Genomic DNA, 26,963 nt, shown 5'->3' with positions numbered 1-26,963 from the left:
TCTCCGTCCGGTCGAGGCACGCCTCTCGGCGCTGCGCACCCACGCTCCAGCGTGCCCCGCATCCGGGCCCGGCGCATGCCGGAGCCGGCAGGGCCCCGGCGCTCGCGCGGCCCGGCCTACCGTCCGCGCGGGCGGGTCGGGCGGCGGCGGGAGATGCGGGGCCTGCGGCTGGACGGGGCCGGTGGGGCCAGGGCGAACGTCACGGTGATGTGCGCGCCCCCCAGCGGGCCGCGGCCGATGCGCATGGAGCCGCCCGTGGCGCTCGCGGCCCGTTGCGCGATGTCGAGACCCAGCCCCGTGGAACCGGTGCTGCTCCCGCGGGAGAGGGCCCGGTCCGGGTCGGGGATGCCCGGTCCGCCGTCCTCCACCACCAGCTCCACGGCCTGTGCCGTACGTACGACGTGGACGGCGAACGGGGTCCCGGGTGCGGTGTGGCGGAAGATGTTGCCGATGAGCGCGTCCACCACGGCGGCGACGTCGTCGTCGGACAGGGCGATGGACGTGGGTTCCTGGGTGAGGTCGAGTGAGCAGGAGCGGTTCTGCTGCTCGGCCAGGACCGTCCAGAAGGCGGTGCGGCGCCGGACGACCTCGGCCGTCTCGCAGCGGGGGCCGGACGCCCCCGCGCCGACGGAGTGACGGTCTGCGGGCGCTTCCGTACCGAGCAGGCCCTGGGCCATGGGGCCCACGGCGAGCGGGGTGCGCGCCGCAGCGATGATGGCCCGGAGCTCGGCCTCCAGTTCGCCGACCGCCGCCTCGACCCTGGCCGACTCCGGTGTGCCGGCCATGCGCTCGGACGCCAGGTGCAGGGCGGTCAGCGGGGTGCGCAGCCGGTGGGACAGATCGGCGACGAGTTCGCGTTCGACGGCGAGCAGCTCCGTCATCCGGTGGGCCATCGCGTTGAAGGCGACGCCCGCGTCGCGCAGCTCCCTGGGACCCATGGGGTCCACGCGGGTGTCCAGGTCGCCCTGGCCGAGGGCGTGCGAGGCCCGCGCGAGCCTCTTCGAGGACCGGACGACCTTCGCGCCGAGGCGGTCGGCGACCAGTACGGAACCGCCGACCAGCCCCACGGCCAGGAAGGCCATGACCGCCCAGGACTCCTTGACCCCGCGGGTCAGTTCCGCGTCGGGGACGAAGTTCTCGATGACGGCGACCCGGTCACCGGGGAGCACCACCGGCTGCAGGCATATCCAGCCGCCCGGGATCTCCTGGGAGATGGACTCGCGTGCCTGCTGGGCCCGTTCGAGCAGGTTCACCGGCGCCTTCGAGCTGCCGAGGGGCCCCGAGTCCGGCAGGTGCACGACCAGGTCCTCGGCCGCGTCCAGGCTCGCGACGGATTCCCGCAGGGCGTCCGGATCCGTGGTCAGGGTGAGGACGGGGGCCAGGGCGGCGGCACGCTGCTCGGCCGCGGTGACGCCCTGTTCCTTGACGAGCGACATCACCAGCGCGGCCAGCGGTATGAGGAAGGAGAGGGCGACCATGGAGGTCACGGCGAGCGCCACTCCGGCCAGCGAGCGTCTCAACGCGGTGCCACCAGCTTGATGCCGACGCCCCGGACGGTCAGCAGGTAGCGCGGGGCCGCCGCGCGTTCGCCGAGCTTGCGGCGCAGGGACGACAGGTGCACGTCGACGGTCTGGTCGTCCACGTACGGCTCGCGCCAGACCTCGGTCAGCAGACGGCGTTTGGAGACGACCTGGCCGCAGTGGTGGGCGAGGAACGCCAGGAGGTCGAACTCGCGGCGGGTGAGACGGAGCTCCCGGCCGGCCAGGTACGCGGTGCGCGCGCCCGGGTCCACCGCCAGCTCGCCCACGGTGGTGGCGCGCAGCGGCTCGCTCGCCGCCGCCACCGGTGCGCCCGCCGGGGTACCGGCAGGGGGGACGTGGCTGGTGCGCCGCAGGACGGCGGAGAGGCGCGCGATGAGCTGCCCCCCGGAGAAGGGCTTGACCAGGTAGTCGTCGGCGCCCGCGTTGAGGAGCTTGATGATCTCCCTCTCGTCGTCGCGGGCGGTGGCCACCAGCACGGGTACGGAGGAAATGCCCCGGATCATGCGCAGGGCGTCCCCTCCGTCGAGATCGGGCAGTCCCAGGTCGAGGACCACGGCGTCGACGGGGGCCTGGGTGACCTCCCGCAGCGCGCCGAACCCGTCGGCAGCGCTGCGCACGGCATAACCGTGTTCCGTCAGCACCTCGATGAGTGACTGGCGGATGCTGGGGTCGTCTTCCACGATCAGGACGCTCGGCATGGGGACACCTTAGGGGGCGGCGTCGAACGCCGGTCCGTCGCCGGTGATGCGCAGGTGCACGGGGTGGTCGGACACCGGGATGGTGCAGCCGTCCCGAGTGCTGCAGCTCGCGTAGCCGAACAGCACCGTCGCGTCCCCGCCGGCGTCGGCGCGGACGGGCAGGGTGGTGGTGACCGGGCCGTCCGGGTAGACGGGGACCGGGGCGTCGACTCCGGGCACGCTGATCGACCGTACGTCCGCCGCGGCCGTCAGCCTGCCCTGCGCCTTCAGGGCGCCGGTGACGGCCATCGCGGTCGGTCTGCCCACGCCCTCGATGCCGTTGGGCGGCAGATCGGCGCTGTAGAGGTGGAACCCCTTGGCCTCGGGCGTGAAGACCGCGGTGAGGGTGCCCTGCGAGGCGTGCCAGTCGGACACCGAGAGCGTGACGGTGACCCCGTTCTCGGTGAAGCGCGTCGTCCGGGTCGCGGGTGGCGGGGAGTCGCCTGCGCCCTCGGCGGGCTGCCCGCCGCAGGCCGCGAGTGCAGCGAGGGAGACGAAGGAGAGCAGGGCGGCCGTGACGGGGGCCGTCCGGGAAGGCCTCGTATGCGTCGAAGGGTTCACATGTACCTCTGTGTCGTGTGTCGGGGAGAGAAAGGGGGACTTCGACCTGGAGCGAACGGCCGCCCTAGAAGACGGTGGTGGAGTTGGCGCTCCACAACTGCAGGGCGTACACCAGGTCGTTCCACACACCGGTGGCCAGCAGCACGCCGACGAGTACGAGCATCCCCCCGCCGAGCCGCAGGACCGCCGGGTAGTGGCGCTTGACCAGGCCGAAGGCGCCCAGGGCCCGCCGGAAGGCCAGCGCGGCCACGATGAACGGCAGGCCCAGCCCGAGGCAGTAGGCGGCCATCAGCGTCCAGGCGAGCGCCTGGACGGCGGCCAGCGTCGGGCCGATGCACGGGGTCCAGCCGACCGCGAACACCGCGCCGAGCAGAGGCGCCCCGGCGAGCCCCAGCGCGGGGCGCCGGTGGCTGCGGAACTCCCGCTGCGCGAAGCCCGGCAGGAACCCCATGAAGGACAGCCCCATGAGCACGGTGAAGACCCCGAGCACCTGGGTGACCGCCTCCTGGTGGGCCACGAAGAGACGGCCGGCGTGGCCGAACAGGGCGCCTCCGGAGACGAGGACCGCCGTGAAGCCCAGGACGAACAGCAGCGCGCCCGCCGCCATCCGGCTGCGGCGCCCGCCGTCCGCGTCCGCCAGGTCGGCGACCGACAGACTGGTCACGTAGCTGAGGTAGCCCGGTACGAGCGGCAGTACGCACGGCGAGAGGAAGGAGACGAGCCCCGCCGCGAACGCCACGGGAGCTGCGATCGCGAGGGTTCCGTTCACGAGGGAAGGGGCGTCCGCGGCGGCGAGCGCCCAGTGCGTGGCCGTCGTCATGACTCCTCCTCCACCACGCGCGTGAGTAGGGGGCGCAGCTGCTCCTCGGTGACGGCGCCCCCGATGCCGACGGCGATGCGTCCGCGGCGGTCGATCACGAGGGTCGAGGGAATCGCCTGCGGGTTGAGCAGCGAGGGAGGGAAGCGGAGCAGGAGTTCACCGGTGGGGTCGTACAGGCTGGGGAAGCCCAGGGCGTGCGCCCGGACGAAGGACCGGGCCGCGGCCCGGTCCCGGTCCCGCGTGTTGATCCCGAGGAACCGGACCCCGTCACCCCGGGTCTGCCGGCTGAGCCGCTCCAGGCCGTCGGCCTCGGCCCGGCAGGGTCCGCACCAGGAACCCCAGACGTTGAGGACGACGACCTGGCCCCGGAACCCGGCGAGGTCGACGGGCTTCCCGTCCAGGTCGTCGCCGGCCAGTGCGGGCGCCTCCTCGCGGGCACCGGGATCCACGACCGTCGCCCCGGCCGCGGCCCGTACGGCGCTCACCCGCCCGTCCGGCGCCCCACCGGCGGTACCGCCGACGGCGAGGACACCGCCGACCGCGGCCGCCACCGCGACCGTCAGGCCGGCCCCGGCGAGGACGGCGGCGGAGCGCCGCCGGCGCCCCGGGACCTGCGGGGCGGGTCGTCTCACGACGCCCACTGGCGCAGGAAGGCGTTGATGCCCTCCGAAGTCAGGGACGGGTTGCCCGTGACATGGGTGTCGGTGCGCACCGTGCCGGAGGGGGAGACCACGACCAGTACGGGCATCGTGTAGGTCCCGCCCGACGGGCTGTACTTGCGCAGCAGCGCGGAGTTGGCGGAGCTGTTGCCGCCGATGTCGACCTTGACCAGGTGGTACGAGGCCCCCAGGATCGCGGCGGTCTGCGACTGGCCGAACACCTTGTCGGCGGCCTTGCAGTTGCCGCACCAGTTCGCGCCGAAGTCGAGCAGCACCGTACGCCCGTCCGCCTTGGCCGCGCGCAGCGCCGCGTCGATCTGCTTCTGCGCATCGGCCGAACTGTCGTAGCCGGGACCGGGTATTTTCGCCGGCTCGGGCGCGGCGGACGTACGGGGCGGCTTGGCCGGCGTCGCGGAGCCGCTCCGGGCGCCCGTCGGGGGAGTCGGCGACGAGCTGGGCAGGACGGTGGCCGACGCGGACGGCGAGGCAGACGCGGTCGGCGACGCCTCGGGGGACCCGGTCGCGGACAGCGTCCCGGAGGCGAGGGCCTGCGAGGACTGTCCGAGGGCGGACGGCGCGGCGGATCCGGCGGGCTGGGAGGACGGCCCGCAGGCGGCCGTCAGGCCCGCCGCGACCACGGCCGCGGCCACCAGCGGCAGCCGCGCCCCCAGCGGCGCGGGGGAGCGGTGCGGGCTCGTACGGCGGTCGGCACGGACGGATCGGAGCATGTCAGGACTCATGGTGAAGACACCCCAGGGCACGGTTCGGACTGCGGGAGGGCAGAACGCCCCCTCGGCTCGGTGAAGTCGGCGGCCCCGAGGTCCGCCGGGGTGTCACGCCCCGGCGCCGAAGGCCGCTCGGCTGACGCGAGCATAGGACCGCGACGGGCGGCCGGAACCGTATCGGCGCGATCTTGAGGTTGCCCTAAGGTGCCCTAAGGAAGAGCTCACCTTCCGCTTCGCCGGAACCCGGTCCATCAGCCCGTACAACGTGGTGAAATGCGCGAAAGGGACCAGAAGGGCCCCGTCGTGCGGATCGGTCGGGACGGCCGAGGGGACCGGGCCTCAGAGCGACGATTCGCGGACGCTGGCCCTCGCCCCCGGGTCGACCGTCGCCGTGATGACCGACCGGTGGTCGGCACTGGTGAACGTGACCGTGAGGGTGTCGTCCGCGTTCTGCGAGGTGGTGGCTTTGAACCCGAGGGCGGGGATCGCGGAGATGAGGCACACGCCCCGGCTCCCGTACCGCACGGTGGCCTTGCCGCCCTGCGAGGGGACGGTGTGCAGGCCCGCTCCGCCGTCCTCGCAGTCCACGGCGGGCTTCGGTGTGCTGGGCCGGGGGGTCTTCGAGGCCTTCGCGGGGGTGGGGGCCGTGGCCGAGGGGGAGGGCCGCTGCGACACCGTGGGCGAGGGGCTCGTGGACGCGGTCGGGGACGGCGGGCTCTGGCCCGCCTGCCAGGCCGGCGGCGTTTCGATGACCGTCGGGGCGGACCGCGCGACCGGGGGCGTGTGCCTGGTCGTGCCGACCACGAACTGGACCGTGAGGAGTACGGCAGTCACGCTCGTGGCCGTGCACGACAGCCATATGAACAGGTAGCGCGGAATTCGAGGCACGGCCCCATAGTGGCCGACGCGCCGGCCGACCTGTCACCCGTCCCCCCGAGGGGCGGCCGGGACCTCCCGCCGGAGCAACGCCGACGTCCTCCGCACCCGCGTACGGGTCGGAGGACGTGGACGCCCGCTCGGCGGCCGGTGGGGGGTCGTTCATGCGGCCGGCGGGGGTCTGTTCGCAAGGCGGGGCCGGCTGCCCCGGGGTCGGCTACCTCGGGGTCCCGAAGTCCTGCGTCCACCACGGGCCGCCGTCGCCCTTGTGGACGCCTATGCCGATCTCCTTGAAGGAGCAGTTGAGGATGTTCGCCCTGTGACCGGAGCTGTTCATCCACGCCTTCATGACCGCGTCGGCGTCGGCCTGGCCGCGGGCTATGTTCTCGCCCAGGCCGGACCACGCGTACCCGGCGGCCTCGACGCGGCTGGTCATGGTGGATCCGTCGGGTCCGGTGTGGGACATGACGCCGCTGCGGGCCATCGTGTCGCTGTACGTGCGCGCGGCGGTGCTCAGCTTGGCGTTCATGGCCAGCGGGCCGCATCCGGCAGCGGCCCGCTCCTTGTTGACCAGGGCCAGAACCGCGGACTCGGAGTTGCCGTCGACGGTGCCGGAACCGCCCGAACCGCCGGAGCCACCCGAGCCGCCGGACCCGCCGCCCGTCGTGGTACCGGGCTTCCGCGTGGCCTTGCCGCCCTCGCCCGACGCCGACTTGGCCGCAATGCTGCTCTGCGCCGCCTCGGGCTTCGTCGGAGCGGCGGATCCCGACGCCTCGGCACCGGGCGTACCGGACGGACTCGGGCTCGCCGACGCCGAGGCGTCGGCGGTGGGTGTGGAGGCGGCAGGGGTGGGGGTTCCCGTCGCGTCACCGGTGCCCGCCGACGGGGACGCCGTACCGGCCGCGCCGTCGGCCCGCCGGTCCGCGCGGGCATCGCCGTCGGAGTCGGCCACCGCGACGCCGACCGCCACCGCCGCAGCCGCCGCGGTGACGGACAGGACGATGCGCGTACGCACCGTCTTCCTCCGCCGAGCCTCGACGCGGGACGGCGTTTCGGGACCGGGAGTTCGGCTGCGGCTCATGCCGGTAACACCTCACAGGAGAGGGGGAGGAGGGGAGTCCGCTCGAGCCTAGGCCGGTGATCAGCGAAAAGGGCCGCCGGGAGGGGTTCTTCAAGTTCCCTTAAGGAAGCCCGCAGGATCGACACAGGGACGAGCCCGGCATTCCGCCCGACTTCGGCCGAACCGGCCGACGGCCCGGCGGGAGTCCGCCGGGCCGTGGGGGAGTTCGGTGGTCAGGCCACGAGGTGCTTCCGGGGGGAGCTGTTCGAGGGCGTTGTGGGCCGGTGCGTCAGGTTCCCGCCCTCGACGTCGATGTTCGGCAGCAGGCGGTCCAGCCATTTCGGCAGCCACCAGGCGGACTTGCCGAGGAGGGCGAACAGCGCCGGCACGATGGCCATGCGGACCACGAAGGCATCGAACAGGACGACACCCCCTAGACCGAAGCCGATCATCTTGACGAAGTCGTCGTCCTCCACGATGAAGCCGGAGAAGACACTGGTCATGATTGATCGCCGCAGCGCTGACGACCCGGCCGCCGTACCGGAAGCCGGTGACGCCTCGGGCACGCCCCCGCTGTCAGCCGTGCAGCCGGCTCGTCCAGTCCTGCGGAACCCGGCCGACCGGTCCCGGGACCGGCTGGTCCGCCGGGTGGGCGGCCGGAGGCGTCAGCTCGGGCCCGGACTCGTACAGCTCATTGGTGTCGTAGTCCCAGAACCACTCCTCGCCCGGCTCGAAGCTCTGCACCAGGGGATGGCCGGCGGACTTCCAGTGCGCGGTGGCGTGCTGGGCCGGCGAGGAGTCGCAGCAGCCGATGTGGCCGCACTGGGCGCAGCGCCGCAGGTGGAACCACCAGCCGCCCACCGCGTCGCACTCGGCGCAGCCGGTTCCGGTGGGCGGGACGCTCGGGTCGATTCCGTTGATGTCGGTCATGCCGGCTCCTCGGCGGTCTCGGATGCGGGGGAGTGCTCGGGGGAGGGCTCGGGGGCGGTCAGCGGAAGCAGCACCTGGAACCGCGTGTCGCCCGGTGCGGACTCGACCTGGAGGCTGCCGTGGTGCTTGCTGACCACGATCCGCCAGGAGATGTCGAGGCCGAGGCCGGTGCCCTCGCCGACCGGCTTGGTGGTGAAGAAGGGATCGAAGATGCGGCTGCGGATGTCCGGCGGGATGCCGGGCCCGGTGTCGCGGAACTCCACCAGCAGCCGGTCGCCTTCCCGCGCGGTGCGGACCGTCAGCGTGCCCTCGCCGCCGGTGCTCCCGATGGCGAAGACGGCGTTGTCGATGAGGTTCGTCCAGACCTGGTTGAGCTCCGCCGGGTACGCGGGCACGTCCGGCACCGAGCGGTCGTACTCCTTGACCACCCGCACCCGGGAGCCGATCTTGCCGGACAGCATCAGCAGCGTGCTGTCGAGGAGTTCATGGACGTCGACGACCCGGTGCGGCGCACGGTCCAGTTGCGAGTACTGCTTGGCCGCGTCCACGAGGTGGGAGATGCGGGTGGTGGAGTCGTCGATCTCGTCCATCAGCAGCTCGGTCTCGACCGTGTAGTTGAGCCAGCCGATGGCCGACGGCAGGATCTCCTCGGCCACGGTCGCCGCGACCTGCTCCAGCCAGTCCGTGTCCAGCCCCGCCTGCACGAAGGTCGGCGCGATCCGCCAGCCCTCCGCAATGCCGTGGTCGTCGAGCCAGTCGGCGAGTTCGTCCTCCCGGTCGGAGGCCTCCAGCGGGCTGAGCGCCGTTGCCTTCGCCACGCGCTCGACGGTGCGCTCCTGGATCTCGATGAGATCGGCGATCACCTCGCGCGAGTACTGGCCCTGGGAGATGTGGGCCAGCTTGTGCCGCATCTTGCCGACCCGTTCCCGCAGCGTCGCGGTGGCCCGGACGGCAGCCGCGGCCGGGTTGTTGAGCTCGTGGGTGAGCCCGGCGGACAACGACCCCAGCGCCAGCAGCCGTTCGCGCTGCCCGATGGCCCGCTGGGTGTTCCTCGAACCGAAGAACAGCCCCTCCAGCAGGTGCGCCGCCATCGGGAACCAGTCCCGCATGATGTCCGCGAAGGACTGCGCGGGCAGCACGAAGAACCGGGTCGGCTCCGTCACCCGCATCGAGTTGTTGTACGTCTGCGGCACGCGGTCGCCCAAGTACGCCTGCATGGCACCCGCGTACACACCGCGCTGCGAGGTGCGGCTCACCTCGACGTCGTCGCCGCCGACCCGGCGCGACAGTACGACGGTGCCCTCGATCATCACGTAGAAGCAGGTGGCCGGGTCGCCCTCGGTGTACACCGGGCCGGCTTCGAAGCGCTCCACCCGCCCCTCGCCGCACAGCCGCCCGAGCTGCTCCGGGGAGAGCTTCTCGAACAGGAACAGCGAGGCGATCTCCTGCGGGCTGCACGGCATGGGCTGCCCGCTCATGACTGCTCCAGGTACCGGTGGACGAGCATCACGGCCATGGCTCCCTCTCCTACGGCGGACGCGACGCGCTTCGCGGACCGGGCGCGCGCGTCGCCCGCCACGAATACGCCGGGAATGTTGGTCTCCAGGTGGTAGGGCGGCCGGTCCAGCTCCCACTCGGCCGGCGGCCGCCCGTCCGGCGTGAGGTCCGGCCCGGCCAGGATGAAACCGTGCTCGTCGCGCAGTACCGTGCCGTCCAGCCAGTCCGTCAGCGGGGCCGCGCCGATGAAGACGAACATCCACTGGGCGTCGACGAGTTCGGTCGCACCGCTGTCCACGTCCCGCAGGGTGAGCTGCTCCAGGTGTCCCTCGCCGTGCGCCGCCTCGACCTCGGTCCGGGTCCGCACCGTGATGTTCGGCGCCTCCTCGATCTGCTGGACCAGGTAGTACGACATCGACGCCCTCAGGGACGCCCCGCGCACCAGCAGCGTCACCGACTTCGCACCCCGCGCCAGGTACATCGCCGCCTGCCCCGCCGAGTTGGCGCCGCCCACGATGTACACGTCCTCCCCCTGGCAGGAGGAGGCCTCGGTGAGCGAGGAGCCGTAGTACACCCCGCAGCCGGTCAGGTCGTCGCAGCCCGGAGCCCGGAGCTGCCGGTACGTCACACCGGTCGCCAGGATGACGCTCTGCGCGGCGACCGCCGACCCGTCGGAGAAGCGGACGACACGTGCCGCCCCGTTGACCTCCAGCCCCGTGACCTCGCGCGCCGTGAGGATCTCGGCACCGAACCGGCCGGCCTGGCGGCGGGCGCGCTCCGTGAGCTGGCCACCCGACACGCCGTCCGGGAAGCCGAGGTAGTTCTCGATGCGGGAACTCTGCCCGGCCTGCCCGCCCGTCGCCGACCTCTCGACCAGTACGGTCCGCAGCCCCTCGGAGGCCCCGTACACCGCGGCGCCGAGCCCGGCCGGGCCGCCGCCGATCACGACGAGGTCGTAGAAGTCGGCCGTCGGCGTCGTCGCGAGCCCCACGTGGGCGGCCAGTTCGGGCGCATCCGGCTCGACCAGCACGGTGCCGCCCGGTGTGACCACCAGGGGCAGCCGCTGCCCGTCGGCGCCGGCGGCCTCCAGCAGCCGCCGTCCCTCGGGCTCGTCGGAGGAGTACCAGCGGTACGGCACCTGGTTGCGGGCCAGGAACTCCCGCACGTACGAGGAACGCGCCGACCAGCGGTGCCCGACCACCTTGGTGGCGGGCACCGGCCGGTAGTCGCTGGAACGCCAGGCCGTGAGCAGATCGTCCAGGACCGGGTAGAGCTTCTCCTCCGGCGGGTCCCACGGCTTGAGCAGGTAGTGGTCGAGGTCGACGACGTTGATCGCGTCGATCGCCGCGTTGGTGTCGGCGTACGCGGTCAGCAGCACGCGCCGCGCGCCCGGGTACACGCCGAGGGCCTGCTCGAGGAACTCGATGCCGTTCATCTGCGGCATGCGGTAGTCGGCGAGGATCACCGCCACCAGGTCGCCCCGCAGCTTCAGCTCGCGCAGCGCCTCCAGCGCGGACTCGCCGGACTCGGCGCGCACGATCCGGTACCCGGCGCCGTAGTGGCGCCGCAGGTCACGGGCGATGGCCCGGGAGACTCCCGGGTCGTCGTCCACGGTCAGGATGACGGTCCGCGCTGTGTCGGCGGGCTGTGCCATACGTCTCCACCCCGAGTGGTCTGGGCGGGCGGCCCGGCGGGGCGCCCGCGCCGGTTCCCGCCCATCGTATGTTCGATCGTCCGGGACCGCCCCGGGGACGCCGGGGCCGTGCGCTCCGGGTACCCGCCCGGTCGCTCCAGGTCAGCGGATGGTCGTCCCCGCCTTGACCCATCCGTCGCCGCCGAGGGGGAACTCGTAGCCGGGCCGCCCGCCGCGGCCGCTGGTGCGGAACGGTTTGCCGTTGTGGTCGATGGTGAGGGTGCCGTGGCGGGAGCCGCTGGACCAGGAAAGCTCCAGGTACCAGTTCACGTCGTACGCGGAGGCGCCCGCCTTGATGTGGAACACCTCCGGTTCGGACTCGCTCACCTTGAACGGGAAGTCCGGCTGACCTTCCTCGGGCACGACGGCCGGGCGTGCGGCGTCGAGGGCCACGGTGAACGAGCGGGTCGGAACGCCGGCCCCGCAGCCGACCCCCGGGTAGCCCATGGCGTAGTCGTTCCAGGCCAGGGGCGTGCGCTTGCCGGCGGTGCGGACGGTCAGGCTGTCAAGGACCACCGTGTCCTTGCCGGCGCCCTGAAGGGTGAGCGTGACGTACTGCTCGCCCGCGGACACCGCTCCGGACGCCGCGACCCATGCCGGCGCGTCCCGCTCCACGGGCGGCGGGCCCACCTGGGCCGGAGGCTTGTCGATCAGGTAGTGCTGGCCGCAGGGCGCCTCCCAGGTGTAGGGCTGGGTGGTCACCTTCACCGGCGTACCGGGCGCGGGGTCTTCGCCACGGCCGGGGGGTGACGGTGTCGAGGCGGCGCCGGTACCGGCCGTTTCGGGACCGGCCCCGGCTCCGTCGGCGGGGGATGCGGAGTCCGACGGGGACGCAGCGGACTCAGCCGCGGAGGCCGTACTGCCCTGCGTACGTCCCCCCTCGCCGTGTGCGGCGGTTGCGGCGCCGACGGGGCTGTCGCGGACGCCGGCGTCCCGTCCCGCCAGGCTCGCGGTGAACGCGACCGCCCCGGTGACGGCGGCCACGGCGATCCCGGCGAGAACGGCCCGGCGCAGACGGCGCCGTGCCTTCGGCGCGGGCGGGTCCGAAGGGACGGCCGCGCCGGCCGGAAGGATCCCGTTCCCCGCCGGCGCCTGCGCGGCCGGCCCGGGCTCCGTCTCCGAAGCGCGGGGCCCGGCGGTCACCGTGGCGGCCGCGGGCTGCGCCTTGGCTCCGCCGCCGGCGCCCTTGCGGCTGCGGTTGGTGTCCGCCAGCACCCAACTCCGGTGCAGGGCCACGAGTTCTTCGGGCGATGCCTTGCAGAGGCGGGCCAGCCATTCGACGGGTGCGTACTCGGTGGGGACGACATCGCCGTTGCAGTACCGGTGCAGCGTCGACGTACTCATGTGGAGCCGCTTGGCGAGCATCCCGTAGCTGTGGCCGGACCGGTCCTTCAACTCCCGCAGCAGCCGGGCGAACTCGGTCTCGGCAGTGTCTTCCGACACCGTTCCTCCCACCCCGTGTCCCGTCCCGCGTCCCAGGAACAGGTTGTTTCAGCAGCTCAGCGCCTGTTTCGGCGTTCCAGCGTCCCTGACCGCCCGTCGTGTGTGGCGGCCGGGACGGATCACCGCACAGCCTTGAGTCATCCAAGCACACCGCTCGTGGCGACCGGCCTCCACCGGCCGCCGCAGCCACGTCGTATGAGAGGCCGTCAGCCATGTCCGCATCACACAGCACCCCCACCACGAACAGCGCTCGCCCGTCCCGGGCCCGTGCCCGACGCCGGCTCGTGAGTGCAGCCGCCGTCGCCCTCGCCGCGCTCGCCCTCACGGCGTGCCAGGACGGGACGGGCGTCAAGGACGGGGGAGCCGCGGCCGCATCGGACTCCACCGCGGCCACTCCCTCGGCGACGGGCGGTACGGACAGCGCCCAGGGCACCCCGGCCCCGGGCACCCCGGCCCCGGGGGCCCCGCGGCTCCGACCGGCGGGGCGAAGGCGACCGGGGGTGCGAAGACCGGCGGCGGCCAGGGGGGCGCGAAGGGTTCGACGGACCCGTCCGCCGCGGGGAACCGCGTCCTGTGCAACGGCTCCAACACCGAGGTCACCGTCCGGACGGTCCCCCGTCCGCTCAACCACATGCTGATCACGGTGAAGAACACCGGCTCGAAGGTCTGCGACCTGCCGTACCACCCGCAGCTCCGCTTCGACGAGATGCAGTGGGCGCCGACCGCGCAGGAGGGGACCCGGCCCCAGGCGGTGGTGTCCCTCGCGCCCGGCGAGTCGGGCTACGCGGCGGCCGTGCTGTCGGCGGCCGACGGCAGCGGCGAGGGCGGTACGACCGCACACCGGCTCACGATCGCCTTCCAGGGCCGCACGCCCCACAGCAGCGGCGGCGCGTCCGCCACCCCGTCCCTGCCGGCCGCCGGTGTGTACTACGACAGCTCGCTGACGGTCACCTACTGGCAGCAGGACATCGGGGACGCACTCGGCGCGTGACGGGGATCACCATCGCCGCATCGCATAGGCGGCAAAACGGGCAAGTGGTGCATTGTTCGCATTCAACTTGGTTCCAGTCATATGCCTCTTGAGGGTGTGTCAGCCGCAAACCCGCGAGGCATAATCGGCCCCGGTCGTCTCCGGGAGCAGTGGAGCCATCGGGACATCGACCGACCTCCCAGGCGGAACTCCGCACCGGACCGACCCTCAAGGCGCCGTACATGTCCCTGGCCAGCCGCACCCGCATCGCGGCCCTGCTCGCCGCGGCCTCCGTGGGCATCGCCGGCGTGACGACCTGGGCCTACGGATACGGGACCGACCGGCAGCAGGCGGCCCCCGAGGCGTTCGTCAGGCCGAGCGTGACCGAGGGCTCGGCCCTCCAGGTCGTCGCACACCCCGACGACGACCTCTTCTTCATGAACCCCGACCTGAGCCGCTCCATATCGACGGGCATCAAGGTCACCACCGTCTACCTGACCTCCGGCGAGTCCGATGGCAGGAACGAGGCCCACAGCCCTCACCTCGAGGACGCCGCCGGGCCCGCCGACCGCGCCGCCTACGCGGAGGCCCGGCAGAACGGCATCCGCGGCGCCTACGCCCAGATGGCCACCGGCGACCGCACCAGCGCCTGGCAGCGGAAGTCCGTACCCACCGCCGGCGGGGGCAGCGCCGAGGTGGACGTCCTCGTCGCCAGGCCCGAGGTCAACCTGGTGTGGATGCAGCTCCGCGAGGCCCGCAGCATCTCCGGCGACAATCCGGACAGCATGCGCGGTCTGTGGGACGGCCGGATACCCGCCCTGGGCGCCCAGCTGACCTCCGGGACGCCGGTCAGGCAGGCGTTCTCCTACACCAAGGACCAGGCGATAGCCGCCATCGCGGACGTGTTCGCGCTCTACCGGCCGACGACGATACGGACGCAGGACCCGACCCCCGGCAGGTCGGAGGGCGGCACCTTCCTCGACCACCAGGACCACATGTACGGCGCCCGCTTCGTCCAGGCCGCCGCCGAACGCTACGCGCAGTCCACGGACCGGCCGCACTTCTCGGTCCAGAACTACATGAGCTACCCGAACAGCTCGCTGCCGCCGACGCTCGACCCGCAGACGGCCGAGGAGAAGCTCGGCTACCTCAAGACCTACGCCTGGACTGACCACGAGGACTGGTGCGGCAGCCCCGCCGGCTGCGGCGACCGCAAGACCGCGACCAGGCCCACCGGCGCCGGCTGGAGCCAGACCATCCGCTACAGCCGGGGTGACGGCACCTCCTGGATGACCGAAGGCGTCTCCGGACGGCTCTGGGCCTTCGCCGTGCTGGACGGCCGGATGGCGTACTGGTCGCGCAGCGGCCCGCAGGCCCCCTGGCAGGGCCCCCGGTTCCTGCCCGACGCCGGACCCGGCACCGGGATAGACGCCGGCGCGACGGCGGTCCGGCTCCCCGACGGCAGGGTCGCGGTGTTCGCCAACCGCACCACCCTGGGCACGAAACCCCAGGACTACGGCCGGGACATCGTCTACGCAGTCCAGACCAAGGCCGACGGCGCATTCGGCCCGTGGCAGTCGCTGGGCACCCCGGACACCACCGACAGGTCCGTCACCTCGGCGATCAGCGGACCGGCCGTCGCCGTGGACCTGGCCGGCCGGATGGCGGTGTACGTGCGCGACTCCAGGCGTACGCTGCGCGCCCGGACCCAGACGGCCCCGGACGGCGCCTTCGGCGCATGGCAGGCCCTGGGCGGCGCCGGCCTCCTGGGCGATCCGGTCACCGCGACCGACGGCTCGGGGCGGCGGCACGTGTACGCGGCGACGGCCGGCTCCGTGCTGGCCTGGGTCCAGCCGACGCCGGGTGCCCCGTTCGGCGGCCCCTTCCCGACCGGGCTGCCCCAGACGACGGGCGTGCTCTCGGTGCGCCCGGAGGGCGACGGGGTCCGGCTCTTCTTCCGCCGCCCCGGCACGGGCGCCGTCGGTACGAGCCTGGCCGCCGCGGGCGGGCCCGCGCCGCAGTTCTCCCGGGTCGCCGCGGCCGGCGGTCTCGGCGGGTACGGCGCGGTGGGCGTCGCGGGCCACGTGCTCGCGGGCCGCGCGGGCACGGGGACGGTGGGCGTGGCGGGCGCGGACGGCCCGCAGTCCTGGCAGGAGTCCCAGATGCTGTACACGGGTGCCCCGGCGGGCGTGGCCGACTGGGGGGCCGGTACGGCCGTCGCGGCGGCCCTCGGCCTGGACGCCGATCTGCACGTCGTCACGACGCTTCCCGCGGCCGGATCCGAGCAGATCGCAGGCCGGACCCCCACCCCGTGGCACCGGGCGGTCCAGCCCCCGACCCTTGCGCAGGCCGGGGGCCGGCCGCGGCAGTGACCTGCGCCGCACCGTGCACCCGCGGCCCCTGGGCCGCCGGGTGGCAGCGCGGATCGGGGCGGGTGAGGATGGCGGCCAGGGCCACCTCGCCGGGCGGTGGCGTGTACACCGCCTCGCCGGCGACGGCGGCCGCACTCCGACCCTCGGGCGATCGGGGCTCACATGGCTCCTCTCTTCCTCTCGCACAGCCGCATACGGATACGCACGGGCACCCGCATGCGCGGGGGAGGGGGAACGGTCCGCGCCGTGGCCGCGCTCACGGCCCTCACCGCCCTCGCGACCGGATGCAGGAACGACACGGCGCCCGCCTGGGAGTACCCGGAGCTCGGCACGGCCTTGAGATCGCTGTCCCACGACCTGGACGAGGACTGCGCCGAGACGGACCCGGCGAGATGCGTGGAAGGACTCGACCGGATCGGCGTGCTGGCGGACCGGGCCTTCGCCGAGGTCCTCGACCACAAGCTTCTCGACCGCGGATACGTGGCGGCGATGAACGACCTGGCCGGAGCGAGGCGGCTCCGCCTCGCCGCCGCGCACGAGGCGCGGGTACGGCGTGATCCGCACTACCTCCCCCTCAGGCGTGCGGTGCACGCGGAGCGGCTCGCGTACCGGCGCCTCCTCGCCGAGCTGGAAAGCCTCCGCACCGCTCCGCCCCCGGGTGACGGGACGCAGCCCGTCTGAGGCGGCGCGCAGAGCGCGTGACGGTCACCGGGCCCGCAAGGGTGGTGTGGGGAGGGGCTTGCCGTCGAGTGCCACCAGGGCGAGGACGGTGATCGAGCCCGTCCAGGCCAGCGGTGCGACCGACGAGGGCCGCCCCGCCCGGTTCACCTTCTCGGGCAGCTCCCCGAGCGAGTTCCGTTTGGAGAGGACCCAGTCCAGGACCTGCCCGGCCTTCGCCGTCTGCCCCGTCCCGGCCCATGCGAGGGCGAAGAACGAGGTACTGGGCGTCCACGCGTTCCCGCCCCAGGGCGCGGTGGGATCGTTCCCGGGCGTGAGTCCGCCGTTGGGCAGGAGCAGCGCCCTGTGCGTGGCGTCGAGTGCCCGGGGCAGGTCGGCGGGGGCGGCGTTGAAAGGCGGCGCCATGAACGCCACCGCGCTGTCGTGTCCGTGCTGTCCGTCGACGGTGCGCTGGTAACCGAGGGGTGCGAACCTTCTGGATATCCCGGACGAGAGCCGGCCGGCGGCAGCGGTCCAGCGTGCCGCATCGTCCGGGCGGTCCAGTGCCCGTGCGAGGTCCGCGGAGGCGTTGAGCCCGGCGAGCAGGGGCGCTGCCGTACCGATGTTCGGCGTGGTCGTCATCAGCTCCCAGTAGTCCGGGGAGGCCGGCGGCAGGCCGTCCGCCCCCAGGGAGGCCGCCGCGCGGTCGGCCGCCTTGCGGACCATCGGGTAGAGGCCGGCCAGCCGGGCGTGCCGGGTGGTGCGGGGCGCGGTCTGGTACCACTGCCAAGTCGCCCAGGGGACCCAGCCGTTGGCGTCGAGTTGCGAGGGCCTGCCGTCCGGCGGTCCGGAGCCGTCGAGTTTGGTCCGCGCCTCCCAGGTGCCGTCCTTCCGCTGGGTCGCGGCGCTGTAGCGGAGGATCCGGTACGCCTCGGCCTCGTGGCCGGTGTGCGCGAACGCGGCGGAGGCGAAGCTGGAGTCACGCGGCCAGGAGTACATCCAGCCGGGCGTCCACCCCGCCGCCATGGCGCCGTTCGGCCGGAGCAGTGCACGCATGGTCAGCAGGGCCCGTTCGGCCGCCGCACGCTGTGCGGGCGAGCCGCCCGGGATCCGGCCGGCCGCCAGCCAGGCGCGGCTCTGCGCGATCTGCTGCCGGGCCGTCGGATCGTCGAGGGCCACCACGGCCGACGCCGTCCGGCCGGCGGGCAGGTACTTCCACCGGCCGGACGGCAACCGCAGTACGTTGCTCCGCTCGACGTACCGTGCGCCCTGGGCGACGGCCGGTGTGACGCCCTCGGTGGCGGTCGTGTTGGAGAGGAGCCCGACCGTGGGGGCGGCGAGGACCGACAGGGGCGCGTAGTTGCCCTCGGCGTCGCCACGGCTGTGGTGTCCCGGCGGCCTGACCAGGAACACCGGCCGTTCTTCGCCGGCGGGCCGGCCGGCAGGGGCTCCGGCGACGCAGACGGGAAGGGCGACGCTCGCGAGGGACGCCGTGACGACCGCCCAGCGAACGAGCCGGACAGCAGGCATCGCCACTCCCTCCGTCGGGCTTCCGTGAGCCTCGGCGCGTCTCCGTGCGTACCCGTGCACGTGCGTGTGCGCGGAACTCCGGAATTCCCATCGTGGCCGACCGCTCCGGAGCCCGCCACGACACGCCCGCCGCCCGGGTGACCGGGAGAGCCCGCGACACCACGCGTCATCGCATGGCGTAACAGCCGTCGCGGGGACGCGGGCCGCCGCAAAGGATGGGTGGATGAGCACTGCTCCGCTGCTGTCCGAGGGCGAGGGCCGTCGAACGCGTTCCCCCGGAGCGGACGTCCGGGGAAGCCGCCGTCGCCCGCCGGCCCGCAGGCTCCTGCTGGGCGCGGGCGGGACCCTCGTGGCGGCGGCCGGGGCCCTGGTCGCCGTCGGGTGCTTCCTCGGGCTCTACGTACGGCCCACATCGGACGACTGGTGCGCCGCCTGGAAATCCCGTGACCTGGGGGTCCTCGGCATCACGTCCGACTTCTACACGACCCAGAACGGCCGGATCGCCAATGCCTTCCTGAGCGGCGTCATCTATGGCGACGGCCTCGGCGGGGTCAAGGTCCTGCCGACCGTCATGGCCGTGACGTTCACGGTCGGTCTGGTGCTGCTCGGCTGCCGGTTCGTGCGGTCAATCGGTGGAAGACCGCCGATATTGGCCCTGTTCGCCTGCTCCCTGGCCATCCAGGCACTGCTCTACTACGCCGGAACGCGCAGTTATCAAGTCCTGCTGTGGGCTCCTGCCACCATTTCCCACACCATTCCCAGCGTCATCGGGGTGTGGGCGCTCCTGCTGGCCATCTGGACCGTCCGCCAACCCCGTACCGCCGTACGCGCAGGGGGATGTGCCGCCGCGTTTCTCATCGCGTTCGGTCTCGGCACCCTGAGCGAACCGTTCGCCCTCGTCAGCGGTCTGCTCGCGGCCGGGGTCGCCCTGCTGGCCCTGCCCCGCCTCAAACTGGCGCAGACCTGGCACCCGTTCACCTGGTGCGCGCTGTGGTGCGCCGGACTCCTCTGCGGTCTGGTCGTGCTCTACACCTCGCCCGGCGCCCGGTGGCGCCGCGCCCAGCAGCCGGACGGGGAGTCCGTGCTCTCCGCGGGCGAACTCAGGGCCACCTTCCGGGACTGGCTGCACATGTGGGACACCGTCACGGGTCAGTGGGCCTACCTCGGAGCGGCCGCCGTCGGCGTCCTCCTCGGCTGGGCAGTCGGCCTGCGGGCACCTGCACCCGGGCCGCGGCAGTGGCAATGGCGCCGGGCCACCCCGCGGAAGATGCAGATCGCCGTGTTGCTGCTCCCCGTGCCGGTGGTCGTCCTGGGGTCGTTCGCCGTGGTGCTGGGCCTGCGCAGCGGCTACGGCCCGAGCGGGTGGACCTACGCCCGCACCTGGACGAACTACCTCGTACCGATGGAACTGGCCCTGTGCGCCTACGGAGCCCTGCTGGGGGAGTGGGCCGGCCGCTCCCTGGCCCGCCGACGCGCCTCGGCCGTGGTCGTCCCGGCCGGCATCGTGGGCGCGGGCGGCCTGGCGCTGGCAGCGCTGGCGGTACTCGTCCCGAGTGTCCAGCAGCTCACCACGGCCACGGTCACCCGTGCCGCTGCCTGGGACGCACAGAACTCCCGCATCCGGACCGCCGCCGCGCAGGGCGTCACCGATGTCGGATACCGGCCCCTGTACATCGGGGGCCTGGCCGAGCCCTTCTTCACGTCCGACCACACCCGGGACTGGGTCGCCGGCTGCGTCTCGAAGTGGTACGGGGTCGACCGGATCCACCGCCTCTGAGCCGGTCTCCTGCGCAGGCCGGACGGGCAGTACGCCGGTTCCGTACCGGGCGGCAACCGGCCCCGGGGCACCCGTTGGAGTGATCACCGGGGTGTCCGCGTGTCAGGGCGCGGCAGGGTCGCCAAGGATGCGGGCATGCCTCTTTCCCTCTCCTCCTCCCGCCGCGCCCTCCTCCCGTTCGTGGCCGCCGTCGCCCTGATGGCCGCCGCCTCCTCGTCGGTGGCCGGCGCGGCCGAAGCGTGCGGTTCGATCATCACCGCGCCGCTCGCCCGCCCCGTCCCCGCCGACGACCCGTGCCCCAGCACCGACCCCGTCGTGTGCCGCATCCGCGTCCTGCCGATGGACGAGAAGGTCGAGGCCCAGCGGACCCGGATGAGCTACCACGGGCTCCTCGAGGACATGCACCGTACGGAGGCCGACATGCGCGCGGCCGGGGCCACCGACGAGGAGATCGCCCGGGAGCTGGTCGACATGCGCAACCAGGCCAAGGCGATCACCCGGGCCGGCATGACCCCGGAGGAGGTCCGCATCCTGGAGGACCGGAACACCGCCAAGTACGGCAACCCGCTCGGCCCCACCGCGGACCAGCTCTACGCCAAGTACGGCTCCTGGCAGCAGGTCATCGACGCCTCGATGCGGACCAGTTACGCCGTCGACCGCGAACTCAGCCTCGAGTACCGGCCCTGCCCGGTCCAGGGGGTGTCGTCGAAGTAGAAGCCACGGGCGATCACGCGCAGCGCCGCCCGGTGGACCCGTGGAACCGGGCGGGCCCGTTCTCCCTCTCAGAGGGCGGACACGCAGGAGGCGCGCAGTTGCGACGGCCACGCTGCCGTCGCAAGGAGCCGACGGCGCCGCGCGCCAACTCGCCCTGTCGGGCGAGGTCCTGACCGTGGCCCTGGCGGCCTGGCTTGCCGTGGGGGTGAGGATGCGGGCGGGCCGCGGCTGGGCCCGTACGGTCCTCGCGATCGCCGGCGCCGGATCCCTGCTCTTCGTGGCCACCGACCTCGGCATGGACGGGCTGTGGCCCGGCGCCTGGCCGGTCCTGGCCGCCGTCCCCGACCTGCTCACGGCCGCCGCCGTGGTCCCGCTGTACCTGCCCGCGGCCGGCGCCCACTTCCCGGGCCGTTCGCGCCGGACCTGACCCGGCCGCGGGGGCCCGTCAGTGCCGGCGTGCGGGGCCGGGGCTGACGGGCGCCGGGGTGGTCAGCGCGGTTGCGGGGCCTCCGTGTTCTGGGCCTGGGGCGGCCGGGCCTGCTGGCCGGGGCCGCCCTGGGGGGCGACGAAGTCCTTGCTGCGGATGAGGGCGAACGCCAGGACGCCGCCGACCAGCGCCACGATGCCGCTCGCGACCAGCAGGTCGTTCATCGACGTGGCGAAGCCGGCCTGGACCGCGTGCTGGACCTCTCCCCGGAACTCCGCCGGGGCCGAGGCGATCGCCTGCCCGGGAGAGCCCATGCGGATGGAGTCGGCGATCTGATCGCTCTGCCCCTGCAGTGCCGGGATGTTCGCGAGCCGCTCCCTCAGGGCGTCGTGCAGCGACGCGGTGAAGAGCGAGCCGTACACGGCGATGCCGACGGCGATGCCCACCTGCCGGAAGGTCTGGTTCACGCCGGACGCCATTCCGGCGCGCCACACCGGGACGACACCGATCGCGGTGGAGGCCAGCGGCGGGTTGACCATGCCGGCCCCGATGCCCGTGACGATGAAGCCCGGGATGAGGTGGGTCCAGTCGGAGTCGGCGGAGACCCCCGTCATGAGCAGGAGGCCGATGCCCACGATGACCAGGCCGGGGCCGATCAGCCACCGGGTCGGGACCTTGCTCATGAGGCGGCCGGCCGCCATGGCGGCGACGAGCGTGCAGCCGGAGCTCACCAGGAGCCGGGCGCCGGTGCCCATCGCGCTGTAGCCGAGGTCGTTCTGCAGGTACAGCACGAGGTAGATGAACATCGCGAACAGGGAGGCGTTCATGGCGAAGGCGGCGATCGAGCCGCCCAGGAAGGTCGGGGTGCGCAGCAGCTTCAGGTCGAACATCGGCTCGGAAACACGCGATTCGATCACCGCGAACGCCACGAGGAACACCGCTGCCAGACCGAAGCAGATCAGCACGCCCTGCTCGCCCCATGCCGTGTCGCTCGCCCTGATGAGGGCGTACACCAGGCTGAACAAGCCCGCCGTGAGCGGCACGATGCCCAGCCAGTCGATCTTGGAGGCGCGCGGCGGACGGGACTCGTCGACGAGGCGCAGCGTGATGAAGATCGCGGCGATGCCGATCGGCAGGTTCACCAGGAAGATGCCGCGCCAGCTGATCCCGCTGGTGATCACACCGCCGAGCACCGGGCCGAGCGCGGTGGCGACACCGGCGACGGCGCCCCAGATGCCGAAGGCCGAGCCCCGCTCCCTGCCCTGGAACGTGCCGGCGAGCAGCGCCAGGGAGGTGGCGAACAGGATCGCGCCGCCGATTCCCTGCACCGCGCGGGACAGGATCAGCATCAGCTGGTCCTGCGCGATGCCGCACAGCAGCGATCCTGCGGTGAAGACCGCCAGTCCGATGACGAACAGGCGCCGCCTGCCGTACAGGTCGGCCAGGGAGCCCGAGGTGAGCAGGAGCGCCGCCAGGCTTAACGCGTAGGCATCCGTCGTCCATTGCAGGCCGCTGAAGCTCGCGTCCAGCGAGTGCTGGATGTCGGGGAGCGCGACCGCGACGATCGTGACGTCCAGCAGCAGCATGAACGTGGCGGCGCACACCACCAGCAGCGTCCACCATTGGCGTTTCATTGTTGGGATTCCTCCTCGGTTCGTAACTCTTGTTCGATCGGCCCTAGTTGGACGAGCGGACGGATGCTAGCATCCTAGTATGCGTGCAGAAGTAAAGCAGTTCAACGTCTACTTGCCGGTGGAACTCATCCGGCAGATCAAGCACCATGCAATCGAGAACGAGTCGTCGCTCTCGGCCCTGGTCGCCGAGGCGTTGCGCACGTATCTCGCCGTCCACGAGCAGGAACCGCGGAAAGGAAAGCAGGCATGAGCACCGAAGGCGTCGAAGGCGTGTACCTCGAGACCCATAACTGGGGCAAGGCGGCCAAGTTCTTCCAGTCGCTGGGCTACAACGTCGAGTTCGCGACCGAGGAGGGCTCGGGGATGCTCCGCAACGGGGACGGCCCCTACCTGCTGCTCGCCGAGATCCCCGAGGACCAGAAGCCCGACTTCCAGGTCGTCCTGCGGGTGGGGGACGCCGGCGAGTTCGCGGTCGACCCGTCCGTCGAGGTGGTCACGCCGTTCGAGGAGACCCACTACGGAACGCAGGAGATGAAGGTGCGCGACCCCGACGGGCGCGTCTGGAGCCTCCAGGCGCCGCTCAAGAAGTAGGTGCGGGGCAGCTGTCCTCATGTGCGACATGGTCCGCCTCTTCGGCGCAGCAGCCGACGAAGAGGCGGACTGTTCGTCAACTCGGGGGAGGGGCGGCCCGTTGACCTGACAGACCCGCGCCATTTTCCCCGTACGGCTCCGCGTCGGCTTCCATGCTGCACTCCGTCGGCCACACCACCACTCGGCATACTCGGCTGTTCGAATTCCGGGCCGACGCGGGCAGGCCACGTTACGGAGATTGCGGATGTCTGAGCAGAAGAACACGGCGGAATTGCTGGTCATCGGTACCGGAGTGATCGCGATGTCCGTTGCATACCACTGCGCGGAAGCGGGCGTCGACGTCGTCGTGCTGGGACGGGATCAGCCCGGTGCCACCGCGACACAGACCGCAGGCGCTTTCCGCACCTATTTTCCCGGGCGCGTGTACGACTCCGAACTGGTCGCGCGCAGCCTGGCCGATTTCCGTTCGTTCGGTGCCACCACCGGCGCCGAACTCGAGGTGACGCAGACCGGGATGCTCGTGGTGGCGGCCAGCGCGGACGAGGCGGCCGAGCTGCTGGCGGAGGTGCCCGCCCAGCGGGATGCCGGTGTGCAGCTGGAGCTGCTGACCGCGGCGCAGGCCGTCGAGCGCAATCCCTGGCTGGACCCGGCCGGTGTCGAAGCGGCGCTCTGGTGCCCGCAGATGATCCGCCTCAGGGCGGACGAGGTGCTCCGGGGCTACACCGAAGGCGCGCAGAAGCACGGCGCGCGCCTGGTCACCGGCGCCACCGTGACGGGGCTGGACGCGTCCGGCGGCCGGGTCGCCACCACGGCCGGTGATTTCACCGCGGAGGCGATCGTTCTCGCGGACGAGTCCGGCAGCGGTGACATCGCCGCGCTGGCCGGCTTCGAGCTCCCCGTGTGGGGCCAGTTCGCCGAACTGTTCCACACCGACCCGATAGGCGACGGCGACGTCGCGTCGCCGTTCACCTTCCACCCCGCGGCCGGACTGAAGACGATGGGGATGGGGCCGTCCTTCCTGGTGGGCCTCGAACGCTTCTCCCGGAAGCCGGGCATGCGCGACATCTGGCACGAGGCGGCCATGGACGGGGTGGCGCAGCGGTACCCGCGCCTGCGGGACGTCACGCTGCACAGCGCATGGACCGGAACCCTCGACGTCACGCCCTCCAGGAGCGCCCTGATCGGCAGGGCGGGCGGCCCGCACGAACGCATCCTGTTCGCCGCCGGCTTCACCGGTCACGAACTCGGCCAGGCACCCGCCACCGGCAAGATCATTCGGGACCTCCACCTCGGCCGGCACCCCGGCGTCGACATCACGCCGTTCTCGCTCGCCCGCAACGGGGCCTGATCCGCCAGGACTTCACCCCCGTGCCGCTGCCGGCCCGGGGTCTGCGCCCACATGGCCGCCGCACTGTCCACAGTGCGGCGGCCATGTGTTTTTCACGAGAATCCGGGAATTCTGCATTTCTGGAATCGGAATTCCGAATTCCCGGGAATCGGCGGGGTCGTGCGAAGTGACAGGGAATCGGCAATGTGACAGAAAAGCGCCCCCTGTCGGCCGATCGAATGTCGCCATTCGTATATTCGATTTGCGACGGCAGCGTGGCCGTCGCTCGTATTCCAACCGCGATTAGAGGTAGGAGCACAATGCGGCAAATCGAGATTTCCTGGGAGCCGATCGGCGCCAAGGTTCGCGTCACCCTCCTCGAGGGGCGCAACGCCGAACTTGTGGAGCCGTTGTGGGCGGCTCTGCCGTACACCACCCTCCAGGGGCATGCGCTCGTGGCCGGCGATTGCATGTACCACGTGCCGCCGGCGCACGACTTGCTGCACGCGGTTCCGGATTACAAGGTGAATCGCAAGATCCAGCCCAATGGCACGGTGTTCCTTTCCCCCGTGCAGCACCTGACCATCAAGTACGGCGAGCTCACCGAGCCGATGCCGACCTCGCCGATCGGCCACGTCGTGCCGGAGGACGTCGACATGCTGCCGAAGATCGGTCAGCTGGTCTGGGAATCCGTCCACGGCAACGGCGTGCCCGTGATCGCCCACGTGCGCCGGGTGGACGGGCCGGCCGGCCAGGGCGTGCAGCGGCTCGCCGCCGAGTCCGAGCTGGTCCGCGAGCTGATCGAGAAGATCGCCGCGGAGACCGAGCGGGTGCTGGTCGACCCGACCGACGAGCTGGTGGACATCCACGAGGGCAAGTCGCGGGGCACCTCCGGCGCCGGGACGAAGAACTCGGTCCTCACGACCCTGGTCGCCGTGAACGGCGAGACGCGGCCGCTCGGTTACGTGAACTACACCACCCTGGTGCGGGCCGGCCGGAAGATCGACATGCCGTTCCCGTCGCTGGTCGAGCTGGCCAAGATCCTGCTGGTGAAGCCCACCGAGTTCCTGGGCTACTGCGGAATGAACACCCTCTGGGACATCACCAAGGAGGTGGTGGCCGCACTCGACGTCATCACCACCCGGGAAGAATTCGTCGCTCTGATGGCGCAGATGGCGACGTACGTCAACGCCCTCGGTGCGTGGAATCTGCAGCTGTTCCCGTGGGATCTCACGGGAGACGAATGGACCTACCGTCCGAACGTTGCGAGGAGCACGAATGTCTGAGCAGAAGAACACGGCGGAAATGCTGGTCATCGGCGGAGGGGTGATCGGCACTTCCATCGCCTACCACGCGGCGAAGGCGGGCATCGACGTCGTCCTCGTGGAGAAGAACCAGTTCGGTGCCGCGACCACTTCGCAGACCGCGCGCGCATTCCGTACCTATTTCCCCCGCAAGCCGCACGACTCCGAGATGGCGACGCGCAGCCTCGCCGAGTACAAGCAGTTCTCCGAGACCATGGGCGTCGACCTCGGGCTGGAGAACCTGGGCCTGCTGACGATCCTGACCAGCCCGCAGCAGGTGGCCGAGCTGGAAGCGGACCTGGCGGACCACCGCGAGGCCGGAGCGGCCGTCGAAATGGTCACCGCCGCGCAGGCGGTCGAGCTCAACCCCTGGCTGGACCCCGACACGATCGAGGCCGCGGTCTGGAACCCGGCCACCTACCGCATCAAGCCGGAGGCGATCGTCCAGGGCTACGTCGAGGGCGCGAGGCGGCACGGAGCACGACTCTTCTCCAACGTCGCCGTGACCGGGCTGGACAGCGACAGCGGCGTGGTCAGCACGACGGCGGGCGACTTCACCGCCCAGTCGATCGTCATCGCGGCCGGACCGCTGAGCGGCGACGTCGCCAAGCTGGCCGGCCTGGACCTGCCGGTGTGGGGGCAGTTCGCCGAGCTGCTGCACTCCGACGCGATCCGCACCGACCGTGACGTGCACAACCTGCCGTTCACCTTCCACCCCGTGTCGGGGCTGAAGACGATGGGCATGGGCAAGGCCTTCCTCGTCGGCCTGGAGCGCATCTCCAAGCAGGACGGGCTGCGGGACATCTGGTACCAGGCGGCCGTCGACGAGCTGCCGAAGTGGTACCCGGAGCTCGAGGGCGTCAAGCTCTACAGCGCGTGGACCGGAAGTCTGGACGTCACGCCGACGAAGTCGGCCATCATCGGCAAGGGCACCGGCAAGCACGAGCGGGTCCTCTTCGCCGCCGGCTTCACCGGCCACGGACTGGCACAGGCACCCCTCGCCGGCCAGATCATCCGTGACCTCTACCTCGGCCACAACCCGAACGTCGATCTCACCCCGTACTCGCTGGGCCTCAACCTGGCCCGGCTCGAGGCCTTCTGACCAGGTCAGTCTCGCG

At 72.2% G+C, this 26,963-nt stretch carries 25 protein-coding genes and 1 pseudogene; 11 read left to right on the top strand and 15 right to left on the bottom strand.

Annotated features, from left to right (window positions below):
* Positions 1-116: 116 nt before the first annotated feature.
* The 13 genes and pseudogenes from AB5J51_RS07235 to AB5J51_RS07175 all read right to left on the bottom strand — a co-directional run bounded on the left by AB5J51_RS07235 (position 117) and on the right by AB5J51_RS07175 (position 12,542).
* Positions 117-1,520, bottom strand: coding sequence for an ATP-binding protein (locus AB5J51_RS07235; protein WP_369777193.1), 1,404 nt, complete (start codon positions 1,518-1,520; stop codon positions 117-119).
* Positions 1,517-2,239, bottom strand: a complete 723-nt coding sequence (locus AB5J51_RS07230) for a response regulator transcription factor (protein WP_053788065.1) — start codon at positions 2,237-2,239, stop codon at positions 1,517-1,519. Before AB5J51_RS07230 ends, AB5J51_RS07235 begins: the two co-directional genes overlap by 4 nt.
* A 9-nt stretch (positions 2,240-2,248) precedes the next feature.
* On the bottom strand, positions 2,249-2,839 hold the full coding sequence (locus tag AB5J51_RS07225; protein ID WP_369777192.1) for a hypothetical protein: 591 nt from the start codon (positions 2,837-2,839) through the stop codon (positions 2,249-2,251).
* 64 nt (positions 2,840-2,903) lie between these two features.
* On the bottom strand, positions 2,904-3,659 hold the full coding sequence (locus tag AB5J51_RS07220) for a cytochrome c biogenesis CcdA family protein (RefSeq protein ID WP_369777191.1): 756 nt from the start codon (positions 3,657-3,659) through the stop codon (positions 2,904-2,906).
* The gene (locus tag AB5J51_RS07215) at positions 3,656-4,291 is read right to left on the bottom strand and encodes a TlpA family protein disulfide reductase (RefSeq protein WP_369777190.1); all 636 of its coding nucleotides are present in this window, start codon (positions 4,289-4,291) and stop codon (positions 3,656-3,658) included. Before AB5J51_RS07215 ends, AB5J51_RS07220 begins: the two co-directional genes overlap by 4 nt.
* Positions 4,288-5,046: a thioredoxin family protein gene (locus tag AB5J51_RS07210; protein WP_369777189.1), complete on the bottom strand. Its 759-nt coding sequence runs from the start codon at positions 5,044-5,046 to the stop codon at positions 4,288-4,290. Before AB5J51_RS07210 ends, AB5J51_RS07215 begins: the two co-directional genes overlap by 4 nt.
* Before the next feature lie 336 nt (positions 5,047-5,382).
* A complete protein-coding gene (locus AB5J51_RS07205; protein WP_234382363.1) occupies positions 5,383-5,931 on the bottom strand; it encodes a hypothetical protein in 549 nt (182 codons plus the stop codon).
* A 205-nt stretch (positions 5,932-6,136) separates the two neighbouring features.
* Positions 6,137-6,934 carry a CAP domain-containing protein gene (locus tag AB5J51_RS07200; RefSeq protein ID WP_346766488.1) on the bottom strand — a complete coding sequence of 266 codons (798 nt, stop codon included), beginning with the start codon at positions 6,932-6,934 and terminating at the stop codon, positions 6,137-6,139.
* Positions 6,935-7,212: 278 nt separating this feature from the next.
* Positions 7,213-7,534, bottom strand: a pseudogene (locus AB5J51_RS07195) (MMPL family transporter); the annotation flags it as partial.
* 21 nt (positions 7,535-7,555) lie between these two features.
* Complete coding sequence (locus tag AB5J51_RS07190) at positions 7,556-7,909, bottom strand: UBP-type zinc finger domain-containing protein (protein ID WP_053788059.1); 354 nt, start codon at positions 7,907-7,909, stop codon at positions 7,556-7,558.
* Complete coding sequence (locus tag AB5J51_RS07185; protein WP_133896105.1) at positions 7,906-9,387, bottom strand: ATP-binding protein; 1,482 nt, start codon at positions 9,385-9,387, stop codon at positions 7,906-7,908. Before AB5J51_RS07185 ends, AB5J51_RS07190 begins: the two co-directional genes overlap by 4 nt.
* Positions 9,384-11,060: an FAD-dependent oxidoreductase gene (locus AB5J51_RS07180; RefSeq protein ID WP_369777188.1), complete on the bottom strand. Its 1,677-nt coding sequence runs from the start codon at positions 11,058-11,060 to the stop codon at positions 9,384-9,386. The genes AB5J51_RS07185 and AB5J51_RS07180 overlap by 4 nt, the downstream gene beginning before the upstream one ends.
* Before the next feature lie 141 nt (positions 11,061-11,201).
* Positions 11,202-12,542, bottom strand: coding sequence for a helix-turn-helix domain-containing protein (locus tag AB5J51_RS07175; protein ID WP_369777187.1), 1,341 nt, complete (start codon positions 12,540-12,542; stop codon positions 11,202-11,204).
* A 328-nt stretch (positions 12,543-12,870) separates the two neighbouring features.
* Here AB5J51_RS07175 and AB5J51_RS07170 point away from each other — a divergent pair, with 328 nt between their 5' ends.
* The 3 genes from AB5J51_RS07170 (at position 12,871) to AB5J51_RS07160 (ending at position 16,565) form a co-directional block, all read left to right on the top strand.
* On the top strand, positions 12,871-13,533 hold the full coding sequence (locus AB5J51_RS07170) for a DUF4232 domain-containing protein (RefSeq protein ID WP_369777186.1): 663 nt from the start codon (positions 12,871-12,873) through the stop codon (positions 13,531-13,533).
* Between the two features lie 221 nt (positions 13,534-13,754).
* Positions 13,755-15,884: a PIG-L family deacetylase gene (locus AB5J51_RS07165; RefSeq protein ID WP_369777185.1), complete on the top strand. Its 2,130-nt coding sequence runs from the start codon at positions 13,755-13,757 to the stop codon at positions 15,882-15,884.
* 162 nt (positions 15,885-16,046) lie between these two features.
* Positions 16,047-16,565 carry a hypothetical protein gene (locus tag AB5J51_RS07160; protein ID WP_369777184.1) on the top strand — a complete coding sequence of 173 codons (519 nt, stop codon included), beginning with the start codon at positions 16,047-16,049 and terminating at the stop codon, positions 16,563-16,565.
* A gap of 24 nt (positions 16,566-16,589) precedes the next feature.
* Here the strand turns inward: AB5J51_RS07160 and AB5J51_RS07155 are convergent, their stop codons facing one another.
* Complete coding sequence (locus AB5J51_RS07155; RefSeq protein ID WP_369777183.1) at positions 16,590-18,071, bottom strand: hypothetical protein; 1,482 nt, start codon at positions 18,069-18,071, stop codon at positions 16,590-16,592.
* Between the two features lie 223 nt (positions 18,072-18,294).
* On the opposite strand from AB5J51_RS07155, the gene AB5J51_RS07150 reads away from it, so the two are divergent.
* The 3 genes from AB5J51_RS07150 to AB5J51_RS07140 all read left to right on the top strand — a co-directional run bounded on the left by AB5J51_RS07150 (position 18,295) and on the right by AB5J51_RS07140 (position 20,989).
* Positions 18,295-19,848 carry a DUF6056 family protein gene (locus AB5J51_RS07150; protein ID WP_369777182.1) on the top strand — a complete coding sequence of 518 codons (1,554 nt, stop codon included), beginning with the start codon at positions 18,295-18,297 and terminating at the stop codon, positions 19,846-19,848.
* A 135-nt stretch (positions 19,849-19,983) separates the two neighbouring features.
* Complete coding sequence (locus AB5J51_RS07145) at positions 19,984-20,562, top strand: hypothetical protein (protein WP_369777181.1); 579 nt, start codon at positions 19,984-19,986, stop codon at positions 20,560-20,562.
* Between the two features lie 211 nt (positions 20,563-20,773).
* Complete coding sequence (locus tag AB5J51_RS07140; RefSeq protein ID WP_369777180.1) at positions 20,774-20,989, top strand: hypothetical protein; 216 nt, start codon at positions 20,774-20,776, stop codon at positions 20,987-20,989.
* A gap of 62 nt (positions 20,990-21,051) precedes the next feature.
* On the opposite strand, the gene AB5J51_RS07135 is transcribed toward AB5J51_RS07140, so the two are convergent.
* On the bottom strand, positions 21,052-22,623 hold the full coding sequence (locus AB5J51_RS07135) for an MFS transporter (RefSeq protein WP_053788047.1): 1,572 nt from the start codon (positions 22,621-22,623) through the stop codon (positions 21,052-21,054).
* Between the two features lie 79 nt (positions 22,624-22,702).
* On the opposite strand from AB5J51_RS07135, the gene AB5J51_RS07130 reads away from it, so the two are divergent.
* From AB5J51_RS07130 to AB5J51_RS07110, 5 genes are all read left to right on the top strand, one after another.
* A complete protein-coding gene (locus tag AB5J51_RS07130; RefSeq protein WP_030301855.1) occupies positions 22,703-22,873 on the top strand; it encodes a CopG family transcriptional regulator in 171 nt (56 codons plus the stop codon).
* Entirely contained in the window at positions 22,870-23,214 is a 345-nt protein-coding gene (locus AB5J51_RS07125) for a glyoxalase/bleomycin resistance/extradiol dioxygenase family protein (protein ID WP_053788046.1), read from the top strand. The genes AB5J51_RS07130 and AB5J51_RS07125 overlap by 4 nt, the downstream gene beginning before the upstream one ends.
* A gap of 244 nt (positions 23,215-23,458) precedes the next feature.
* Positions 23,459-24,562 (top strand): NAD(P)/FAD-dependent oxidoreductase, encoded by a 1,104-nt coding sequence (locus tag AB5J51_RS07120; protein WP_369777179.1) that lies wholly within the window; start codon positions 23,459-23,461, stop codon positions 24,560-24,562.
* 185 nt (positions 24,563-24,747) lie between these two features.
* Positions 24,748-25,827 (top strand): hypothetical protein, encoded by a 1,080-nt coding sequence (locus AB5J51_RS07115; protein ID WP_206310768.1) that lies wholly within the window; start codon positions 24,748-24,750, stop codon positions 25,825-25,827.
* A complete protein-coding gene (locus tag AB5J51_RS07110; RefSeq protein ID WP_053788044.1) occupies positions 25,820-26,947 on the top strand; it encodes an FAD-binding oxidoreductase in 1,128 nt (375 codons plus the stop codon). Before AB5J51_RS07115 ends, AB5J51_RS07110 begins: the two co-directional genes overlap by 8 nt.
* Positions 26,948-26,963 lie beyond the last annotated feature (16 nt).

The organism is Streptomyces sp. R33, assembly GCF_041200175.1.
GTDB classification, from domain to species: Bacteria; Actinomycetota; Actinomycetes; order Streptomycetales; family Streptomycetaceae; genus Streptomyces; species Streptomyces katrae_B.
The sequence above is the reverse complement of the archived record's forward strand: the minus strand, read 5'-3'. Positions and strand labels throughout refer to the sequence as shown.

Coding starts and splice junctions, on each gene's coding strand:
- AB5J51_RS07230 (WP_053788065.1), bottom strand. CDS start 2,239: ATGCCGAGCGTCCTGATCGTGGAAGACGACCCCAGCATCCGCCAGTCA.
- AB5J51_RS07220 (WP_369777191.1), bottom strand. CDS start 3,659: ATGACGACGGCCACGCACTGGGCGCTCGCCGCCGCGGACGCCCCTTCC.
- AB5J51_RS07210 (WP_369777189.1), bottom strand. CDS start 5,046: ATGCTCCGATCCGTCCGTGCCGACCGCCGTACGAGCCCGCACCGCTCC.
- AB5J51_RS07190 (WP_053788059.1), bottom strand. CDS start 7,909: ATGACCGACATCAACGGAATCGACCCGAGCGTCCCGCCCACCGGAACC.
- AB5J51_RS07185 (WP_133896105.1), bottom strand. CDS start 9,387: ATGAGCGGGCAGCCCATGCCGTGCAGCCCGCAGGAGATCGCCTCGCTG.
- AB5J51_RS07180 (WP_369777188.1), bottom strand. CDS start 11,060: ATGGCACAGCCCGCCGACACAGCGCGGACCGTCATCCTGACCGTGGAC.
- AB5J51_RS07165 (WP_369777185.1), top strand. CDS start 13,755: ATGTCCCTGGCCAGCCGCACCCGCATCGCGGCCCTGCTCGCCGCGGCC.
- AB5J51_RS07160 (WP_369777184.1), top strand. CDS start 16,047: ATGGCTCCTCTCTTCCTCTCGCACAGCCGCATACGGATACGCACGGGC.
- AB5J51_RS07155 (WP_369777183.1), bottom strand. CDS start 18,071: ATGCCTGCTGTCCGGCTCGTTCGCTGGGCGGTCGTCACGGCGTCCCTC.
- AB5J51_RS07150 (WP_369777182.1), top strand. CDS start 18,295: ATGAGCACTGCTCCGCTGCTGTCCGAGGGCGAGGGCCGTCGAACGCGT.
- AB5J51_RS07145 (WP_369777181.1), top strand. CDS start 19,984: ATGCCTCTTTCCCTCTCCTCCTCCCGCCGCGCCCTCCTCCCGTTCGTG.
- AB5J51_RS07140 (WP_369777180.1), top strand. CDS start 20,774: ATGCGGGCGGGCCGCGGCTGGGCCCGTACGGTCCTCGCGATCGCCGGC.
- AB5J51_RS07135 (WP_053788047.1), bottom strand. CDS start 22,623: ATGAAACGCCAATGGTGGACGCTGCTGGTGGTGTGCGCCGCCACGTTC.
- AB5J51_RS07130 (WP_030301855.1), top strand. CDS start 22,703: ATGCGTGCAGAAGTAAAGCAGTTCAACGTCTACTTGCCGGTGGAACTC.
- AB5J51_RS07125 (WP_053788046.1), top strand. CDS start 22,870: ATGAGCACCGAAGGCGTCGAAGGCGTGTACCTCGAGACCCATAACTGG.
- AB5J51_RS07120 (WP_369777179.1), top strand. CDS start 23,459: ATGTCTGAGCAGAAGAACACGGCGGAATTGCTGGTCATCGGTACCGGA.
- AB5J51_RS07110 (WP_053788044.1), top strand. CDS start 25,820: ATGTCTGAGCAGAAGAACACGGCGGAAATGCTGGTCATCGGCGGAGGG.